This is a genomic window from Herminiimonas sp. (assembly GCF_030655415.1).
In genome coordinates this window covers 259,349-279,570 of sequence record NZ_JAURVN010000004.1, presented here as the reverse complement: position 1 = coordinate 279,570, position 20,222 = coordinate 259,349, and the positions used below count along the sequence as shown (strand labels likewise).

20 protein-coding genes are annotated in these 20,222 nt (G+C 44.2%); all 20 read left to right on the top strand.

The annotated features are described in order from the left end of the window. Positions 1–3 precede the first annotated feature (3 nt). Positions 4–618 (top strand): imidazole glycerol phosphate synthase subunit HisH, encoded by a 615-nt coding sequence (gene hisH, locus Q7T66_RS03910; protein ID WP_304931989.1) that lies wholly within the window; start codon positions 4–6, stop codon positions 616–618. Between the two features lies 1 nt (position 619). Then, positions 620–1,387 carry an AglZ/HisF2 family acetamidino modification protein gene (locus tag Q7T66_RS03905; RefSeq protein WP_304931988.1) on the top strand — a complete coding sequence of 256 codons (768 nt, stop codon included), beginning with the start codon at positions 620–622 and terminating at the stop codon, positions 1,385–1,387. Continuing rightward, complete coding sequence (locus Q7T66_RS03900; RefSeq protein WP_304931987.1) at positions 1,380–2,669, top strand: O-antigen ligase family protein; 1,290 nt, start codon at positions 1,380–1,382, stop codon at positions 2,667–2,669. Before Q7T66_RS03905 ends, Q7T66_RS03900 begins: the two co-directional genes overlap by 8 nt. A gap of 8 nt (positions 2,670–2,677) precedes the next feature. Continuing rightward, entirely contained in the window at positions 2,678–3,790 is a 1,113-nt protein-coding gene (locus tag Q7T66_RS03895; RefSeq protein ID WP_304931986.1) for an N-acetyl sugar amidotransferase, read from the top strand. Beyond that, on the top strand, positions 3,790–5,013 hold the full coding sequence (locus tag Q7T66_RS03890) for a glycosyltransferase family 4 protein (protein WP_304931985.1): 1,224 nt from the start codon (positions 3,790–3,792) through the stop codon (positions 5,011–5,013). The genes Q7T66_RS03895 and Q7T66_RS03890 overlap by 1 nt, the downstream gene beginning before the upstream one ends. Positions 5,014–5,069: 56 nt before the next feature. Next, positions 5,070–6,104 (top strand): polysaccharide biosynthesis protein, encoded by a 1,035-nt coding sequence (locus Q7T66_RS03885; protein ID WP_304931984.1) that lies wholly within the window; start codon positions 5,070–5,072, stop codon positions 6,102–6,104. Positions 6,105–6,106: 2 nt separating this feature from the next. Continuing rightward, complete coding sequence (locus Q7T66_RS03880) at positions 6,107–7,228, top strand: NAD-dependent epimerase/dehydratase family protein (RefSeq protein ID WP_304931983.1); 1,122 nt, start codon at positions 6,107–6,109, stop codon at positions 7,226–7,228. Next, positions 7,215–8,339, top strand: coding sequence for a non-hydrolyzing UDP-N-acetylglucosamine 2-epimerase (wecB, locus tag Q7T66_RS03875; protein WP_304931982.1), 1,125 nt, complete (start codon positions 7,215–7,217; stop codon positions 8,337–8,339). Before Q7T66_RS03880 ends, wecB begins: the two co-directional genes overlap by 14 nt. Beyond that, on the top strand, positions 8,324–9,574 hold the full coding sequence (locus Q7T66_RS03870; RefSeq protein WP_304931981.1) for a glycosyltransferase family 4 protein: 1,251 nt from the start codon (positions 8,324–8,326) through the stop codon (positions 9,572–9,574). Before wecB ends, Q7T66_RS03870 begins: the two co-directional genes overlap by 16 nt. Beyond that, positions 9,540–10,529: a UDP-glucose 4-epimerase family protein gene (locus Q7T66_RS03865; protein ID WP_370691609.1), complete on the top strand. Its 990-nt coding sequence runs from the start codon at positions 9,540–9,542 to the stop codon at positions 10,527–10,529. The genes Q7T66_RS03870 and Q7T66_RS03865 overlap by 35 nt, the downstream gene beginning before the upstream one ends. Before the next feature lie 136 nt (positions 10,530–10,665). Continuing rightward, entirely contained in the window at positions 10,666–11,982 is a 1,317-nt protein-coding gene (locus tag Q7T66_RS03860; protein ID WP_304931980.1) for an N-acetyl sugar amidotransferase, read from the top strand. Continuing rightward, positions 11,975–12,742 carry an imidazole glycerol phosphate synthase subunit HisF gene (hisF, locus tag Q7T66_RS03855; RefSeq protein ID WP_304931979.1) on the top strand — a complete coding sequence of 256 codons (768 nt, stop codon included), beginning with the start codon at positions 11,975–11,977 and terminating at the stop codon, positions 12,740–12,742. The genes Q7T66_RS03860 and hisF overlap by 8 nt, the downstream gene beginning before the upstream one ends. Next, entirely contained in the window at positions 12,735–13,382 is a 648-nt protein-coding gene (gene hisH / locus Q7T66_RS03850) for an imidazole glycerol phosphate synthase subunit HisH (RefSeq protein ID WP_304931978.1), read from the top strand. The genes hisF and hisH (Q7T66_RS03850) overlap by 8 nt, the downstream gene beginning before the upstream one ends. Then, entirely contained in the window at positions 13,382–14,083 is a 702-nt protein-coding gene (locus tag Q7T66_RS03845) for a cytidylyltransferase domain-containing protein (protein ID WP_304931977.1), read from the top strand. The genes hisH (Q7T66_RS03850) and Q7T66_RS03845 overlap by 1 nt, the downstream gene beginning before the upstream one ends. Then, the gene (gene neuB / locus Q7T66_RS03840) at positions 14,080–15,111 is read left to right on the top strand and encodes an N-acetylneuraminate synthase (RefSeq protein ID WP_304931976.1); all 1,032 of its coding nucleotides are present in this window, start codon (positions 14,080–14,082) and stop codon (positions 15,109–15,111) included. Before Q7T66_RS03845 ends, neuB begins: the two co-directional genes overlap by 4 nt. Further along, positions 15,093–16,241 (top strand): UDP-N-acetylglucosamine 2-epimerase, encoded by a 1,149-nt coding sequence (gene neuC, locus Q7T66_RS03835; RefSeq protein ID WP_370691608.1) that lies wholly within the window; start codon positions 15,093–15,095, stop codon positions 16,239–16,241. Before neuB ends, neuC begins: the two co-directional genes overlap by 19 nt. Continuing rightward, a complete protein-coding gene (locus tag Q7T66_RS03830; RefSeq protein ID WP_304931974.1) occupies positions 16,231–16,863 on the top strand; it encodes an acetyltransferase in 633 nt (210 codons plus the stop codon). Before neuC ends, Q7T66_RS03830 begins: the two co-directional genes overlap by 11 nt. Position 16,864: 1 nt before the next feature. Then, positions 16,865–18,337, top strand: coding sequence for an aminotransferase class I/II-fold pyridoxal phosphate-dependent enzyme (locus tag Q7T66_RS03825; protein WP_304931973.1), 1,473 nt, complete (start codon positions 16,865–16,867; stop codon positions 18,335–18,337). A 61-nt stretch (positions 18,338–18,398) separates the two neighbouring features. Continuing rightward, positions 18,399–18,959, top strand: coding sequence for a sugar transferase (locus Q7T66_RS03820; protein ID WP_304931972.1), 561 nt, complete (start codon positions 18,399–18,401; stop codon positions 18,957–18,959). A gap of 77 nt (positions 18,960–19,036) precedes the next feature. After that, positions 19,037–20,143 carry a hypothetical protein gene (locus Q7T66_RS03815; protein WP_304931971.1) on the top strand — a complete coding sequence of 369 codons (1,107 nt, stop codon included), beginning with the start codon at positions 19,037–19,039 and terminating at the stop codon, positions 20,141–20,143. The last annotated feature ends 79 nt before the right edge of the window (positions 20,144–20,222 follow it).

Genomic DNA, 20,222 nt, shown 5'->3' with positions numbered 1-20,222 from the left:
ATTATGATTACTATTGTTGACTACGGTATGGGAAATCTCGGCTCCATAAAGAACATGCTGAAAAAGGTGGGATTTCAATGTGAAATCACATCGAGCCCAGACAAAATAATGAGTGCCTCGAAACTAATCTTGCCTGGTGTAGGCGCATTTGATGCGGGCATGGCGCGATTAAATGATTCGGGTCTTATTCCCGCCTTGAATGAGCAGGTTTTATTAAACAAAATACCTGTTTTAGGAATTTGTCTTGGGATGCAGTTGATGACTCATTCTAGTGAGGAAGGTCATCTTCCGGGTTTGGGTTGGGTTGATGCAAAAACTATTCGTTTTAGCTTTCCGGAGAACTCGCACCTCAAAGTTCCACATATGGGCTGGAACATTGTGACGTTCCCAAAATCGTCTAATTTAATAAACGCGGCGGAGATCGAAGAGCGCTTTTATTTTGTTCATTCCTATTACGTCAAATGCGAAAATAATCATGATGTCTTGATGCGCGCAAAATACGGCCATGAATTTGATGCTGGATTTGAGGTAGGGAACGTAATGGGTGTGCAATTCCATCCTGAAAAAAGCCACAAATTTGGAATGCGACTTTTACGTAACTTTGCGGAGTTTTGCTGATATGTTGAGAACTCGCGTCATTCCATGTTTGTTGTTGAAAGACCAGGGTTTGGTCAAGACAATCAAATATAAAGATCCTAAATATGTAGGCGATCCAATTAACGCGATCAGGATATTCAATGACAAGGCGGTTGATGAGTTGATGTTGCTAGACATTACTGCGACAGTGAATGGACGGGGACCGTCATTTGACACCATTGAAAGTGTTGCTAGTGAATGTTTCATGCCGTTGGCCTATGGTGGTGGGATTCGTGACTTGGAGGATATTCGGCGCATTTTGGCGATGGGTGTTGAAAAAGTTGTCATCAATACGCTCGCTCTGGATTTTGAATTTATTTCCAAGGCAGCCAAAGAGTTTGGATCGCAAGCGATAGTCGCGTCTATTGATGTGAAGAAGAAGCTGTTTGGAGGATACGAAGTTGTAACTGCGAGAGCTACAAAAAAGACCGGTTTGGATCCAGTTTCTTTTGCTAAATCACTTGAGCGTTCTGGTGCGGGTGAAATCTTACTCAGTGTTGTGGACTTGGATGGAACGCAACAAGGTTATGACGTCGGATTGATTACCCAGGTAGCAGATTCGGTAGGGATCCCTGTGATTGCAATTGGCGGCGCTGGGAAAATTGATGATTTTGAATTAGTAATTCGCTCCACAAGAGCATCTGCAGTTGCTGCGGGAAGCATGTTTGTTTTTAAGGGGGTGCACAAAGCAGTTCTCATTAGCTTCCCCACCCAGGAACAACTAATTAATGTACGGAAGGTCGATGATTAGCAGTAGTGTCTATCCTGACTACAGGTCAGAATTTCAGCGCCGCTATGCATTAAAAATTGGTATTCCTGTTTTTAATTTTGCATTGTTGTACTCATGGTCGTATTTATATTTTAGGATTTTTTTGGAAGATACGAAGTTATCTTCTGTGTCCTATATTTTGGCTATTTTTCCAGCCGTTTTAATTGTCGTTACATGTATTCCCATGTACTTGAATAGCATAAAAAAAATGAGCATTGGCGTCATTTTTCTTTATGTTTTTATTGCAGCTAGCACAATCGTCTCTTTTGTACGATCAGACTGGTCGACACTACAAAGCGCAGGACTTTTAGCTTCAACATTGGCAGCTGTTGTATTAATCAGACCTACTATTACGCTTCAAAAACTAAACTTACTTTTCACCTTATCTATCTTCTTCAGCATATTTTTTTACATGCTGGGATGGAGTGATTACGGGTTTTTACCTGGGCAGTTTCTAGATGGAATCGGACGTGGAATTGAGTGGAGAATATCTCTGTTTCCGTTTGTCCCCGAAAGCGGATTTTTTGCGCTCGTTGTGATTGTAATGAATCAAATATTGGGACGGGGCGTAGAAAAATATGTATGGATGATTGGCGGCTTGTATTTTCTTTTGTTTAGCGGCGTTAGATCTGCCCTGATAATTTTCTTGCTCATTCAGCTTTATTTCTTGTTTAATTACTATTTTTTGCTGTTTAAGACCCCTAGAGCGCGATTAGTTTTGTTTGTTTTAGGCGTCACCATTTTGATGGCATCTCTTTTACTCACGCCAATTTTGGGATATGTAAGGATGCTGGCTGACGGGGGGGTAGGTTCCTACCTATTTAGAGAGAATGCTGCGGATTTAACTGAGCAAAATCTCATACAATCAGCATATCGCGGTTGGCTTTGGCAGCAGCATTGGCGGCTTTTTCTAGATAGTCCTTTAGTTGGGCAGGGAACTTTCGTTTTTTCGGAACTCGTAAGTAATAATTTTTATAATGGCGAACGAGCGACGGGGTCAGAGTCGTACTTAACATCTTGGCTTGCGAGATTGGGATCAATCTGGTTTTTTATAGTTATGTTTTTTGTTTGGCTTTTAGGCAAGGTCGTGTGGAGTAAGTCGCATACTGCTTGGGCCATATTCTTTACGTTTTTTATCGCAATGCTTACCTATGGCAGTTTTATTACGCCATATGGATTCATGTTTTTACTTTTTCTTGGCTTGTTGGATACTGCATCGCCCTACGATGAGAGTACTCAAAGTCATTATCCTTCAAAGCTTTAATTAGATTTATGACTAAGACAATTTGCAGCAACTGCATAATGGATTTCACAGATCCAGATATTAAGTTTGACGATCAGGGGGTTTGTAATCATTGCCGCCGGTACGAAGTTGTCGCACGAACGCGCCTTATTCCGATTGCGGACAGGGAAAGTAAATTACAAAATTTAGTCGATGAAATTAAAAGCATTGGAGTTGGCAAAGAATATGACTGTGTAATCGGTGTCAGCGGTGGCGTCGACAGCACTTATGTCGCTTATTTAGTAAAAAATTTAGGGCTGCGTCCGCTAGCTATTCATCTCGATAATGGGTGGAACTCTGAATTAGCAGTCTCAAATATTGAAAAGACACTCGAGACGCTTGGGATTGATCTGTACACGCATGTTATTGATTGGCAGGAGTTCAAACAACTTCAGGTGTCTTTTCTTCAAGCTAGTACTCCGGATGGCGAGGTCCCTACTGATCATGCTATTTTTGCCTTGCTCTACAAGCTTGCAGCACAGCATGGTTTGAAGCACGTCATTTTGGGTACCAATGTCGTTAGCGAGGCGATCCTCCCAGAAAAATGGGGCTATGGTTATTTTGACTGGCGTTATATCAAGTCGGTGCACAAGCAGTTTGTGCACAGCAAGTTGAGCACCTATCCACATTTTTCTCTTTTTAAGTTGTTCTACTATGTATTCTTGCGACGAATTCGTATGGTCGCGATACTAAATTATGTGGAATACGATAAAAAAGAAGCAATGGACGTTCTGCAGAATAAGCTGGGCTGGGTGTACTACGGGGGGAAACATTATGAGTCTATTTATACCCGGTTTTATCAAGCCTACATTCTCCCGAGAAAATTCAATATTGATAAACGTAAAGCTCATTACTCTAATCTGATTTGTTCTGGACAGATGACGCGCGAAGAGGCGCTAACGCTGATGGAAGAACCGGTTTATCCAGAAAACCTGCTTCAAGAAGACAAGGAATACACAATTAAGAAGCTGGGTTTAACAGAAGCGAGTTTCGAGAGCATCATGAATGCTCCAACGAAGACATTTTTGGACTACAAAACGAGCTACGGCATATTTGAGTACGCGAAAAAAATTGTCAATGCGTCTCGACGTTGGATTGGATAATGGCTATTAAGGTTTTATATATCCATTTGATCGGTGCATTTGGTGGATCTTCCCGTAGCTTGTTTGAGGCGATTAGGGCTCTGCCCAAGGATGAGGTAGACGCCTACTTTGTCACGCAAAGAGGCTCGGTGGAAGAATTCTTTGGGCAGATTGCGAATGACGTGATTCAAACACGTGGCCTGACTCAATTTGATAATACTCGGTACAGTTATTATCGCGGAGTGCGATGGTTAGTTGCATTTCGCGAAATTTTGTATTTGCCAGGAACAATCTTCACTTTATTTCAGGCACGCCGTCGGTGGGGACGCATGGACTTAATTCATTTAAATGAATTTACCGGTTTGATTCCCATGTTAATTGCACGCTGCTTGTTCTCTGCACCAGTCGTGGTTCATGTCCGATCTTTGGCAAGAAAAGACCTGTCACTCCAGACGAAATGGGTGAATGCAGTTTTAGAAAATAAGGTCACGGCTGTTATTGCCATTGACGAGAACGTAAAAGCAAGTCTGCCTGATAATTTGCAGGTTGACGTTATTCACAATGCATTTACTCCCGCAGTTGAAGTTGTTTTGGATCAAGATTTGGATGTGCGCTTAAAGTCTTTACGAAAAACATCCTATAAAGTTGGGTTCGTAGGTAACTTGTTGCGTGTCAAAGGCTTGTACGAGTTGGTCGAAGCCGCCAAATTAATAAAGCAGTCTGGCGCTGATGTCGAATTTATTATCATTGGTGAAAATGCGCGGCAGCTTCGCGGTATTTACGGATATTTTTTGAAAAAACTTGGACTTGCCCAAGACGTAAGAGCTGACTTGGAGCGTTTGATTCAGGAATATGATTTAACGGATCGTTTCCATTTAATGGGATCGACTACAGATATTCAGCGCGTGTACCAGAATATGGATCTGCTTTGCTTCCCGTCACATTACGATGCGCCGGGGAGACCAATATTTGAAGCTGCTTATTCGGGCATTCCTAGCGTGGTCGCTGTCCAAGAACCCAAACCAGATACCTTGATAAATGGAGTAACCGGATTGGCTGTCCCTCCGAGGGATCCGATTAAATTAGCTGAGGCTCTAATGTTTCTGGCGAACAACCGTAACATTTCAAGTAATTATGGGGCTGCTGCACGTTTGATGGCGCATCAAAATTTTGATGCGGCTCGTAATTCTGAAAAACTGCTTTCGTTATATCGTCGTTGCATAAATGCTTTTGTAAAAAAATAATCCCTGCGGTTCATGGTTAATATCTCGACCAGAGCGCTCATCTAGCTAGAAAAACTATGTTTGATAAAAAAATATTATTGATAACCGGTGGAACAGGTTCGTTTGGTAACGCTGTGTTGACACGTTTCCTGGATACCGATATTGCAGAAATAAGAATATTCAGCCGAGACGAGAAGAAGCAGGATGACATGCGCAAGAAGTTCAATAATCCAAAATTGAAATTCTATATCGGTGATGTCAGGGATTACGGTAGCGTGATGAATGCAATGCGGGGCGTGGATTATGTTTTCCACGCAGCTGCGTTAAAGCAGGTACCTTCGTGTGAGTTTCATCCTATGGAGGCTGTAAAGACAAACATCATTGGAACGGAAAGCGTACTCGAAGCTGCGATCGTTTCAAAGGTGGCGCGTGTAGTTTGTTTGAGTACTGACAAGGCGGTATATCCAATTAATGCAATGGGAATATCCAAGGCAATGATGGAGAAGGTGATGGTTGCAAAATCACGGAATCTCGAAGGAACTGAAACGGTGGTTTGCGGGACCCGATACGGTAATGTGATGGCGTCGCGAGGGTCTGTAATTCCTTTGTTTGTCGAACAGTTGCAGGCAGGTAAAGCTTTGACGATTACCGATCCTGCCATGACGCGATTTATGATGACGTTGGAAGATGCCGTTGATTTGGTTTTGTATGCCTTCCAGAATGGTAAGAATGGCGATATTTTTGTGCAAAAGGCACCAGCAGCAACCATTGAAGTACTTGCGAGTGCACTGCTTGGTTTGCTTCAAAAAACTACACACAGCATTGACGTGATTGGGACGCGGCACGGAGAAAAATTATTTGAAACATTGCTCAGTCGTGAAGAAATGGCTGCGGCAGAAGATCGCGGAGATTATTATCGAATTCCTCCTGATCTACGTGATTTGAATTACGGAAAGTATGTGGAGCAAGGCGAGTCTCGCATATCTAATAGTGAAGACTATAACTCTCACAATACCGAGAGATTAGATGAAGTAGGAATGACCCAATTGTTGCTCAAACTTGATTTCATTCAGGATTTATTAGCAGGCAGAACTGCGCAGGCGATCGATTAATCATGCGGATATTGATTACGGGTGCCAGTGGATTTATTGGGAAGAATCTTGTAGCGAGATTGAGCGAACGTGCAAGCGTGGAGATTATACAATTCACGCGTGAGTCCACGAGGGATCAATTAGCTCAATATGTTGAGGCCGCCGATTGTATCTTTCATTTGGCCGGTATTAATCGTCCACTTGATGAGGCAGAATTCATTTCTGGGAATGTAGAGTTAACTTCGGAGTTATGCCAACTGATTTTGAAATCAGGTAGGCATCCAAAGGTGGTGTACACCTCTTCGATTCAGGCCGAAAAAGACAATGCTTACGGGAGCAGTAAATTAGCCGCTGAAAATGCGTTGGCTGAATTAAATAGAAATAACGCAGGAAGCGTACATATTTTTCGATTGCCCAATGTATTTGGAAAATGGTGCAAACCAAACTATAACTCGGCTGTTGCGACCTTTTGTCACAACATCAGTCGGGGTTTGGATATCCAGATTAACGACCCGAATGCGAACATAAGTTTGGTGTATATCGATGATGTCATCGATAAATTTTTAGAAATTATTGATGGCGTTGAGAATGGTGGACTTTATGTAAATGTCCCAACTCAGTATGAAAGCACTGTAGGCAAACTTGCCGAACAAATTTATTTGTTTAAGAACAGTCGTCAAACGTTAGTGACAGAGCGCGTGGGAACCGGACTTGTAAGGGCGCTTTACGCAACCTACGTCAGTTATTTGAGGCCCGAAGATTTTTCCTATGGGGTGCCCCAGCATGGAGATCCGCGCGGTGTATTTGTCGAAATGCTTAAGACCCCTGACTCTGGGCAGTTTTCGTATTTCACCGCCCATCCCGGTATTACGCGCGGAGGACACTATCATCATTCAAAAACCGAAAAATTCTTGGTAATCAGAGGAACGGCTAAATTCGGCTTTCGTCACATTCAAACAAATCAATATTATGTTCTCCATACTTCGGGAGATAAGCCTGAAATTGTGGAAACAGTTCCTGGATGGACGCATGACATTACAAATGTTGGTGACGAAGAGATGATCGTCATGCTTTGGGCTAATGAAATTTTCGATCGTGATCACCCAGATACTTATGCACGTCCAGTAAATCATGAAAAAACTTAAAGTCTTGACCGTTGTCGGTACTCGTCCCGAAATCATTAGATTGTCCCGGGTACTCTGCGCTTTGGATCGTTATTGCGACCATACCTTGGTTCACACAGGCCAGAATTATGATTACGAACTAAATGAGATATTTTTCCAAGATCTGGAAGTGCGTAAACCCGATTATTTTCTTAATGCGGCAGGAGCAAATGCCGCACAGACGATCGGCAACGTCATTATTGAAGTCGACAAGGTACTGGAAGAAGTGTGTCCCGACGCAGTGTTAGTGCTGGGCGACACCAATAGTTGTCTCGCGGCGCTTCCGGCAAAAAGAAGAAAAATACCAATTTTTCACATGGAAGCGGGGAACAGGTGCTTTGACCAACGTGTTCCCGAAGAGACAAATCGTAAGATCGTCGATCACATTGCCGATATTAACCTTACGTATAGTGATATCGCTCGCGAGTATTTATTGCGGGAGGGCTTGCCAGCCGACCGCATAATAAAAACGGGTAGCCCAATGTTTGAGGTTTTGAATCATTACAAAAAAGGTATTGATAACTCGGATGTTCTGGTTAAATTAAATCTCGAAGCGGGAAATTATTTTGTGGTGAGCGCTCACAGAGAAGAGAATGTGGATTCTGATCGTCTTCTTGACGGACTGGTCAATACGCTCAATGAACTGGCATTACGTTTTGATTGTCCGGTCATCATGTCGACTCATCCTCGCACCAAGAAACGTATTGATGCTAAAGGTATTCAGTTTCATCCTCATGTACGGCTGCTTAAACCGATGGGATTTAAAGATTACGTAAAGCTGCAGCAATGTTCACGCGCGGTGCTTTCCGACAGTGGCACAATCAGCGAAGAGTCTTCAATTCTTGATTTTCGCGCAATTAACATTCGTGAAGCGCATGAACGTCCTGAGGCGATGGAAGAGGCTGCTGTGATGATGACAGGTTTGAATACGGAGCGTGTTTTGCAAGCATTGGCCGTTCTAGATCAGCAAAATACACGCTTCATCCGGCGCCCGGTTGCGGATTACAGCATGCCCAATGTTTCCGAAAAAGTAGTGCGCATTATCTTGAGCTATACGGATTACATAAATCGCGTTGTATGGCAGCGTCCCTGACGAGATATCCATTGAAGATCCTTGTTGTTAGTCAGTATTTCTGGCCTGAAAATTTTCGCATTAACGATCTAGCCTCTGAGTTAAAAAAGAAGGGGCATGAAGTGACGGTGCTCACTGGCTACCCAAATTATCCAGATGGCAAAGTATTTGAAGATTTCACAAGAAATCCGCACTTGTACAGTCTGTATGACGGCGTGGAAGTAGTCAGGGTTCCTTTGTTTCCACGAGGGCAGGGTGCCTTCCGTCTAGCGCTGAACTATGCAAGTTTTGCGTTGAGTGCTTGTTTTTTTGGGGTACTGAAATTACGGAAAAAAAAGTTTGATCGGATCTTTGTTTTTGAGCCATCGCCAGTCACTGTAGGACTTCCAGCTATCTTGTTGAGATGGCTCAAAAAGGCTCCTGTTGCATTTTGGGTTCTTGATCTTTGGCCTGATAGCCTGAAGGCGGTTGGTGTCGTTAAATCAAGGGTTGTCTTGCGTTTGGTCGGCTACCTGGTGTCTTTTATATATAGCCGATGCGACGTCCTTCTTGCGCAATCAAAATCATTCGTTATACATATTCAAAAATACTGCCGTAAAGATCAAAAAATAGAATTTTTTCCAAATTGGGCAGAGGATATTTTTTCTGATCAGATATCAGTGGAGCCTGCCGAAGAATTGATGCAATTCGAGGGCACTTTCAAAATTCTATTTGCAGGTAATATCGGCGACGCTCAGGATTTTCCGGCGGTTCTTGCTGCTGCCGAATTGACGGCGCAACAAAAAGATATTCAATGGATTATTGTGGGTGATGGGCGTGCTGCTGAATGGGTCAAGCAGGAAATTGTTCGTCTTGGTCTTTCCAATACTGTGACTATGCTGGGCAGATTTCCTCTAGAGCGCATGCCTTCCTTTTATACGGCTGCAGACGCGTTGCTGGTGTCTTTGAAAGCAGACGAAATTTTCTCTCTGACAATTCCCGGAAAGGTTCAGTCTTACCTTGCTGCGGGCAAACCGTTGTTGGCAATGTTGGATGGAGAAGGTGCCTCGGTCATTCTTGATGCTGAGGCTGGCTTGGTTTCTCAAGCAGGTGCCGCAGCGGATTTAGCCAAAGCTGCATCTGAGTTGGCCGCGATGAAACCTGAGCAAAGATATGTAATGGGCGAGTCAGGGTATCGTTACTATATGGCAGAATTTAGACGAGATGCTTTGATTTGCCGACTTGAGCAGTTATTACTTCATCTTCACATTAAGTAAACCGATGACATTCAGAGTTTTAGTGACGGGCGCGAATGGATTTGTTGGACAGGCGGTAATCAAGCGCTTGAAGCAGGAGACGCACATTGATGTCCGGCAAGCTTTACGTTTGATCAATAGCTCAGGTAATGATTTGGTTGCAGTCGGAGATATTCATTCGGCTACTGATTGGACTAATGCCTTGGGGGGTGTTGATGTAGTCGTACATTGCGCAGCGCGTGTTCATGTCATGAACGAGACTGCGGAGCAGCCTCTAGCCTTATTCCGTTCGGTAAACGTTGAGGGCACGAAAAACTTGGCAATTCAAGCCGCGAATGCTGGTGTCAAACGATTTGTTTTTGTGAGTTCGGTTAAAGTTAATGGTGAAAAAACTACTACGCCGTTTAACCACATGAGCACACCGGCGCCTGCGGATCCATATGGAATTTCCAAGGCTGAGGCGGAAGCTGAGTTGTGGAAAATCGCAAAAAAAACCGGTATGGAGGGGGTCATCGTGAGGCCGCCATTAGTATATGGGCCAATGGTGAAAGCAAATTTTCAGAGGCTGATGCGAATAGTTGAAAAACAAATTCCTCTGCCGTTTGGAGCAGTAAACAATCGCCGAAGCATGATATTTGTCGATAATCTTGCGGATTTGATTTTTCAATGTGTGGTTCATCCAGCTGCGCCGTCGCAGACTTTTCTAGCTTCTGATGGCAGCGATTTGAGTACGCCTGAGCTTATCCGGCAACTGGCTTCTGCGATGGGACGCAAGCCTAGACTTTTAAATGTTCCGACTAACTGGATGACTGCAGTGGCCGCATTATTAGGGAAGGCTGAGTTTGCAGATAGGTTACTGGGTTCTTTGGAAGTAGATATTTCCCGGACTTGCCAAATTTTGGATTGGCACCCCCCTTTTAGTGTCGAGGTAGGAATGAAGACAACGGTAAATAGTGCAAATTCTTGTTGCCAGTAAGATATTGAGATTGAGGATGAGAGAATAGTCTTTATAATCTCGGCAATTTACTTTCTGGATAAATCTCTAAGTTCAGTATGTTTGCTTTTAAAGTTTGAAATTAAATAGTGGTTTTTATTAATATTAAGGAGTTGTGATGGATCGCATACCTGCGCCGCAGGCAATAGATAAGGGAGATTTTGCTCCGGAGCGTAAGAAGCTAGAGGCAAAGTATGGGCTGCCGGAAGAAGTTATTTATTGCAAAAAATGCGTGATCTCGAATCAGCGTCCGAATTCTGCGGTTGAGTATTCGCACACCAAAGAGTCGAAGAAGAAAACCATTCATTTTGACGAAAATGGTGTGTGTGACGCGTGTAATTTTGCTGAGCGGAAGAAAGCCACGATTGATTGGGACGAGCGCGAGCGTGGCTTGCGTGAACTGTGCGACCGTCATCGCAGCAAAGATGGCAATTACGATTGCATCGTGCCTGGTTCTGGAGGTAAAGATAGTTTTTATGCTTCGCACATACTTCGTACGAAGTATGGAATGCATCCACTCACCGTGACGTGGGCGCCACATGTCTATACAGAATGGGGCTGGAAAAACTTTCAGAGCTGGATTCATGCCGGTCACGACAATCTGTTGATGACACCGAATGGACGCGTACATCGGCTGCTGACGCGTTTGGCTGTTGATAATCTGTTTCACCCGTTTCAAGCCTTCATGTTTGGCCAGAAGGCATTGGCGCCTAAAATGGCATTGCTGCACAAGATTCCACTTGTTTTTTACGGGGAAAATGAAGCGGAATATGGTAATCCTATCGGCGACACAGACAGTGCAAAACGTGACTGGTCATACTTTACTGCTGAAGATCAATCCAAAGTCAGTTTGGGTGGGGTTAGCATAGCGGATCTGAAAAAACATTTTGGTGTGGAGCATCAAGACTTGTTGCCATATTTGCCGGCAAATCCTCATCAAATTGAAGAGCAAAAGGTTGAAGTTCATTACCTGGGTTATTACTTGAAATGGCATCCGCAAAGTTGTTATTACTATGCGGTGGAGCATGGTGGTTTTGAGGCGTCGCCGGAGCGCACACCAGGAACATATAGCAAGTACAACAGTATCGATGATCGGATTGATGATTTTCATTACTTCACGACTGGAACCAAGTTTGGTATTGGTCGCGCAAGTTACGACGCTGCGCAGGAAATTCGTTCCGGTGATATCGATAGGGAAGAAGGCGTCGCTCTAGTCAAACGCTTCGATCATGAATTTCCGGAGCGATTTGCTGATGAAATCTTTCGCTATTTGAGTATTCCGCAAAATGAATTTCCAGAAGCAAGCAAAATGTTTGAACAATCCATAATGGATAGAGAATATTTTATGAAGCTGACGGATACATTCCGCTCTCCGCATCTTTGGAAATGGGAAGATAACCAGTGGAAGTTGCGTCACGCGGTGTGGGATGAGTAACATCCGTCTGATTCCAAGATTGGATATCAAAGGTTCCAATCTGATCAAAGGCATCAGATTGGAAGGCTTGCGGGTAATGGGTGATCCTCAGGAGTTTGCACTCAGATACTATGAGGCCGGGGCAGATGAGCTTATTTACATGGATATTGTGGCCAGTTTGTATGGACGTAATAATTTGAGCGATATCGTCCGGCGTGCAGCAGAAAATGTTTACATCCCGATTACAGTTGGTGGCGGTATTCGCTCGGTGGATGATGCAAGACATCTTTTGCGTTCTGGTGCCGATAAAGTTGCGGTCAATACAGCGGCTATCGCGAAACCTGAATTAATTTCTGAGATCGCGCACCGCTTTGGCACACAGGCAATGGTGCTATCTATCGAGGCAAAGCAGGTAGCCCCCGGACGGTGGGAAGCCTATACGGATAACGGTCGTGAACGTACAGGTATTGATGTAGTTGAATGGGCGGGACGAGGGGTATCTCTTGGTGCCGGAGAAATTCTATTAACATCAGTGGATCGTGAGGGAACACGTAAAGGGTTTGATGTGGATTTGGTAAAAGCCGTATCCACGACGGTTTCGGTTCCTGTGATTGCCAGTGGTGGAATGGGAAGCGCGAATGACATGTTGAACGTTGTTTCTGAAGGTCGCGCAGATGCCGTGGCAATGGCGGACATTCTGCACTATAACCGAGCTTCATTGAACGAACTTCGTCAATCTGCTCTCGATTCAAATTTGGCAGTTAGAAAACTCAATGTCTAAAAAAATAGTTTTAATCGACTATGGGATGTGCAACCTATTGAACGTCGTTCGCGCTTTCGAACATTGTGGTGCAGAAGTCCATGTCACGGAAGACCCCAAGGATTTATTGCATGCAGACAAAGTAGTGGTGCCTGGAGTTGGTTCTTTTAGCGAATGTATTCGTGAGATTGAAAGCAGGGGTTTTGGAGAGGCTGTGCGTCTTTTCTCCGAAACGGATCGTCCCTTGCTTGGAATATGTGTTGGCATGCAAATGTTTTTTGAGTCGAGCGAGGAATTCGGACTTCATGCTGGATTGGGCATACTCAATGGACATGTTCGAGCTGTACCTGGTATTACAACTGAAGGTGAACCTCAGCGCGTCCCTCATATTGGCTGGAGTCATCTAACAAGGCCTGAAACAGGTAGAGAATGGGGCGGTACGCTGCTTGACGACTTTCAACAGCATCAGCCGGCTGTTTACTTTGTACATTCATTTGCAGCTGTCCCGGCAGACGACACGATGCGGCTTGCTGATACGGTTTATGGTGGACACAGAATTTGCGCCGCGATTCAAAAAAATAATTTGATGGCAACTCAATTTCATCCAGAGCGAAGCGGGCCAATAGGTTTGGCGATTGCAAAGCGTTTCGTGAATTTGTAATGCGCACTCTAGCCATTATTCCTGCTAGGGGTGGATCCAAACGCTTACCGGGAAAAAATATACGATCGTTGCATGGCAAACCTTTGATTCAGTGGTCTATCGATTTTGCACGCTCGATTCAATGGTTCGACGCAATCGAAGTAAGTACAGATAGTCGAGAAATTCAACAATGCTGCAACTCTGTGGGGCAAGCCGTAGAACGTTTTCGCCCTGAGGATCTAGCGAAGGATGAGGCTAGCTCAGTTGATGTGGTGCTTGATGTCTTGCGTTGGAAAGAGTCGCAAGGCGAATATTTTGATTTGATCGCGTTGCTACAGCCGACAACTCCGGTTCGTCATCGAAGTCACTGGGATGATGCTTTGGATTTATTGAAAGACGGGGGTAACGATGCTGTTATTGGCGTCGGGCCAGTACAAACTCATCCGCATTTAGTTTTTAAATGGGATGAAGCACAAGCTTTGGTTCCTTGGGATAAAAATCGCCCTCTTGCTTTAAGAGCGCAGGATTTGGAGCCAGCAGTCTCGGTTAATGGGTCGCTCTATCTTATTCGGACCAGTGCCTTAAAAAAGGAAAGATCATTCATGCCCCCTTTAACGGCGGGAATTTTAATGAGCGAACCTTTGGATAACTTGGATATTGACACTGAGTTTGATTGGCTTGTTGCAGAACAAGCCATTCGATATTTTCATAAACAACAATGAAAACTTTCATAATTGCTGAAGCGGGCGTAAACCATAATGGTGACCCTAGGCTAGCGTTTGAGCTGGTTGATACGGCTGCTCGTTGTGGTGCCGACGCAGTAAAATTTCAAACTTTTACTGCCGAAAAACTGGTTGTCCCCGGTGCGGAAAAAGCAGAATACCAAAAGCAGGCAACAGGTAGTGGCGATCAATATGCGATGTTAAAAGCGTTGGAAATTTCTGAGCCTTTGCATCGTGAACTATTTGAAAGATGCGCTGAAGTCGGAATCGAATTTATGTCGACCCCATTCGATAACGACGCTGCAGATTTTTTGCTGTCTCTCGGTATGAAGCGGATCAAGGTACCATCCGGCGAGATAACCAACGAACCTTTCATCACTTTTCTTGCTAGCAAGGGTGTGCCGTTGATCGTGTCCACGGGCATGGCTAGCATGGATGAAATTCAGCGCGCAGTGTTAGTGATTGAGCGTGCGCGGATTGCTGCAGGTTTCACGGAGCCTTTGACAGAGGTCCTTACCATTCTTCATTGCACCTCGAATTACCCTGCTGACTATAGCGACGTAAATTTGCGCGCGATGCAGAGTATTGCTGATGCTACAGGTTTGCCAGTTGGTTACTCTGATCACACAATGGGATTGGCAGTTTCAACCGCTGCAGTAGCGATGGGCGCCTCTGTAATTGAAAAACACTTTACCTTAGATCGTTCGATGTCGGGACCTGACCATCAAGCTTCATTGTCCCCTGAAGAATTGACTGCTATGGTGCGACAAATAAGGGATGTGGAGCAGGCGTTGGGTTCATCCATTAAGCAGCCTACAGCCTCGGAGTTGCCAGTAAGATTACTTGTTCGTCGCAGTGTTACGGTGGCCAGGCGGATTGCCGCGGGAAGCACCGTTTGTGAGGCTGATTTGGTTTTGCTGCGGCCAGGTACTGGAATTGCGCCTTCGCAAATGGAGGGCATCATTGGAAAGCGTGCTGCTCGCGACATTGAAATAGGTACTATATTGCAGTGGCAGGATATTCAGTGAAGCGAAAAATATGTTACGTGTCGGGAACCCGAGCGGATTTTGGTTTGATGTCCGAGACCTTAACTGCCGTACATAAGTCTCCATCGCTATCGCTGTCTGTCATCGTAACTGGCATGCATCTGTCGAAAAAATATGGCAACACTGTGAATGACATTGAGGCTGTTGGCTTGCCTATTGATGCTCGTGTACATGTTGATGTCGACACGACAAACGGCGCAGCGATGGCTAGAAATCTGGGCAAAATGTTGACAGGTTTTGTCGATGCACTGCTTCATTTGCAGCCTGATCTTTTAATGGTATTAGGCGATCGGGGGGAGATGCTGGCAGCTGCATTGGCTGCCGTTCATTTGAATATTCCCGTCGTCCATATTCATGGCGGAGAGCGATCCGGCACGATAGATGAATCGATTCGTCATGCCATCTCTAAATTGGCACATTTCCATTTTGTGGCAACCCTTGAGGCAAGGGAACGTTTAGTGCGCATGGGTGAGCAAGCAGAGAATGTTCATATAACTGGTGCCCCTGGATTAGATGGCATTGAAGCCTTGGTCACAAAAAACAGACAGCAACTTTCATTAGAGATCGGCTTCAATCCGGAACGCCCTGTGGCTTTGATGATTTATCATCCTGTAATGCAGGAAGCTGAGTCAGCATCTGATGGAGCTTTTAATATCCTCAGTGCTTTAAAAAAGCGCGGAGTGCAAACAATAGCGATCAAGCCTAATTCAGATGCAGGTAGCGACGGTATTAGAACGTTACTGGAATCACGTGCAAATAGCGCGGACCTCCATGTCTTGACACATTTTCCTAGAGCCTCTTTCGTATCTTGGATGGCAGCTGCCGATATGATGATTGGCAATTCTAGTGCGGGTATTATCGAGGCGGCTTCGTTTGGTACACCTGTGGTGAATGTTGGTACAAGGCAGAATTTGCGGGAACGCAATAAGAATGTAATAGATACTGGCATCGATGAGGCTTCTATTTCAAGTGCGATTGAGCAAGCACTGAGATTTGGCCGAATGGCTTTCGATAACATTTATGGCGATGGCAAGACCGCAGTACGTATAGTCTCTTTGCTTGAATCACTTGTACTACATCCAAACATTTTGATGAAATCCAATGCATATTGACGCCATCTATCTGATCGGGGCAGGAGGACATGGAAAAGTAGTATTGGACTCTTTGCTGAAACTTGGCGAAAAAATTGCTGAAATACATGTCTGCGATGGTGACTCATCCCGTCAAGATCTAGAATTCCTGAACTATCGAATTAGGTATTTAGGTGACTTTGCAGAGGTGAATGGGCATGCGTTTCATGTTTCTATCGGCGATTGTGCTATCCGAAGGAATATCTACCAAGATGTATTGGCTGCGAATGGCCTTCCCTTCACAATTGTTCATCCGCGAGCCAATGTTTCTGATTTTTCAAACGTGGGTAAGGGATCATTTTTGGCTGCGCAATCCGTTTTGGCGCCAGCGGCGAAAATCGGAGTAGGCGTCATCGTTAATCATGGAAGTGTAGTGGATCATGATTGCGTGGTTGGCGACTTTTCCCATATTGCCCCCAATGCGACATTAGGAGGCTGTGTAACGATAGGCGCGGGTGTTTTAGTAGGTGCCGGCGCGAACATTCTTCCAGGGATCGTGGTCGGTGATTATGCGGTGATAGGTGCTGGAGCTGTAGTAACAAGAGATGTAGAGGCCGGCGAAACGTTGGCCGGAATTCCTGCCAAAATTACGAAGAGGTTTTGAGGTGACGGCTATTTTAGATATTTCGATTACGCGCAAAACAGAATTGCGGCAAGCCTTGCTTACTCTAGATCAAGTTGGGCTTGGAATGCTGGTACTTGTAGATGAACACGGGCTGTTTGAACGCACAGTAACTGACGGTGATCTTCGTCGCCTTATATTGGCAGGTGCTGTCCTTGGGGATACTGTAGAAAATTTACCCAAAATACAATCACAAACCATCGGTATGACGGCGACCCGTCGCGATGCTTTAGATCTAATGAATAAGCATGCGATCAATCATCTGCCTGTTATAGATGCAGCAGGAAAAGTATTGGAAATACTGGATCGCAAGGTTATAGATGAGCAGATTTTGTTGTCTACACCGCATATGGGTAGCGCAGAACGCGAATATGTTGAGGAAGCCTTTCGTACAAACTGGATTGCGCCCTTGGGGCCAAACGTTGATGGTTTTGAACGCGAAATTGCGGAACTTGTAGGAGTAAAACATGCCGCAGCCTTGTCGTCTGGAACGGCCGCTCTGCATCTCGGATTAATTCTGCTTAATGTAACGCGCGGTGACAAGGTGTTTTGTTCTACGCTGACATTTTCCGCTAGTGCTAACCCTATCGTCTATCAGGGAGCAGAGCCGGTTTTTATCGATTCAGATGAGCAAAGCTGGAACATGTCGCCACAGGCCTTGGAAAAAGCCTTTCTTGCGGCACAGAAAGAGGGGTGGATGCCGAAAGCCGTCATCATCGTTAATTTATATGGGCAGAGCGCTGATATGGATGTGTTATTAGCGCTCTGCGATAAATATGGCGTCCCAGTGCTGGAGGACGCGGCAGAATCCCTAGGCGCATCTTACAAGGGGAAGGCGAGCGGTACATTCGGCAAGCTTGGCGTTTATTCCTTTAACGGTAATAAAATCATCACGACATCTGGTGGTGGCATGCTTGTGTCGGACGATCAAGACTTGATTCAAAAAGCCCGCTTTCTAGCGACTCAAGCACGTGATCCGGCACCTCATTATGAGCATAGCCAGATCGGCTACAACTATAGAATGAGTAATATTTTGGCCGGCGTGGGGCGCGGTCAACTCAAAGTTTTGAAAGAGCGAGTGGAGTCGCGGCGGGCTGTATTTGAGTCGTATCGGTCTGCGTTTTCCGATATGCCGCAGATTACCTGGATGCCGGAGCCTGACTGGAGTTATTCCACGCATTGGTTGACGGCCTGCACAATTAGTCCTGCACTCGGGGTGAATAGCGCAGAGTTAATCCGTCGTTTGGCAACGGAATTAATTGAGGCGCGGCCACTTTGGAAGCCTATGCATATGCAGCCTGTGTTTCGCACGGCACGATCATTCAATCACGGCGACGAATCGGTATCGCAATCTCTTTTTGAAAACGGCATCTGCTTACCTTCCGGCTCAAATATGAGTGCTGGACAGCAAGATCGTATTATCAATACGATGAAAAAAGTATTGAGAACACTTTAAATGATATGGAATGCTCAAATTTGATTGAGAAACCGAAAACCTGCGATGTAGTGTATTTATGATGAAACGCTTTATTGATTTGTGTTTGGCGCTCGTCGCTATTTTTATATTATTAATTCCAATAGTATTTCTAGCGATTTTGGTAAAGCTTACATCGAAAGGGCCAGTTGTTTATTGGTCAGATCGTGTCGGTAAACACAGCAAGATTTTTAAAATGCCAAAGTTTCGGACTATGCGTGTGGATACGCCTGCCGTAGCGACGCATTTACTGCCAGATCCTCAACAGTTCCTAACATCAATCGGTCCTTTTTTGCGTCGATCAAGTCTTGATGAACTCCCGCAATTGTGGAGCATTTTAAAAGGTGACATGAGTTTTGTGGGACCACGACCAGCGCTATTTAATCAGGACGACCTGATTGGACTTCGAGTAGTTCATGGGGTTGATCAAATTCCTCCAGGCTTAACTGGATGGGCGCAAGTGAATGGACGAGATGAGCTCCCGATTCCAGAGAAAGTAAAGTTGGATGAGTATTATTTGAAAAATCAATCCATATCAATGGATATAAAAATTATCGCGTTAACATTTATAAAAGTAGTGCGTCGCGACGATGTTGCTCATTAGCCCATTTAAAACTTCAGCGCAGGTATTGTGCTGCGCTACGAGTTGGATTTATCTATATTTATGTATGTCCGCGCAGAATGACAAATAAAGATTTATTTTCTAAAAATCAGTCGAACGGGTTATCACTACTGGAGGCATACAGACTGATCCAAAATTCATATTTGTTGGTCGTTGGGGTTATGTTGCTCGTCGTATTTTGCGGGATTTTTTGGCTACTAACCAAGGGCAAAATTTACGAAAATAAAACGGACGTTGAACTCATGGATAAAAACGTGGTTCACGATCGAGGTTTTACATCTGACTTTCTTGGCATGTCGATGATGGATAGAAAAATAGCAGATTACCTTCAAATAAAAAAAATAGATTCACTATTGGTAACCAATGCGGTTGAATTAATACACTTTGTCAAAACCTCCCCTGGGGAACTGAAGTATCTAATTACTGCAACAGGAAGTGATCCAGTCGTTACCAATGAAATTACAGATGTATTGAGTGAGTATTTAGTTGATGGATTAATTTACACTTTCTATGTTGATGAGGCTTTTTTTCAAGAAAAATTAATTCTTGAGGCATTGTCGAGATTCAATAAAAGACTAATCCGCGATTCAAATACCTCGATATACCAGCATCAAGAATTAGTAAATTTAAGCGATATTATTCAGAACCATCTTAAAAGTCCGTCTCCATTAATATCCAACGCCAAGTTTCGTGAAGAAGCTTTATTGAAGAACTCTCCGCTTAATAAACAGCTAATAGATCGATTGCTAACAGGTTTTGATGAGCAGCAAGTAGTGCTTCCCGCTGACCTTGATGAACAAAAGATTTTTTTACTTATAGCCTATATAAATGAGCTGGGATTGTTTTTGGATCAAACAAAATCTGGGCGTGATGTATTAGAGCATTTGTTATCGACTCAAAAAAAGATGTCTGAAGATGAAACTGTCAGTAGTGATTTAAATGCTCTTTACAAATTAATCAATCAGAGAAATGCAGAATTTTTAAAGGATTTTGGATCACCATCTCTTTTCGTGGTTAAAAAAGAAAGTGGTACGCAGGATCGTTCGGTACCTTTAAGTTTTGTATTTATTGTTTGTTCTGCTATTGGATTCTTTCTCTCGTTGATGGTTTTGTTTTGCTTAAGTTGGAGATTCAGAGCGAAATCATTAGATGCTGTTCCTGTTTGATCTGGCGCGCGTGTTGTGTAATACAGTCTCTCAATAGAGATATAAATATAAAAATTACTTCATCTACAAGAATTGCCTC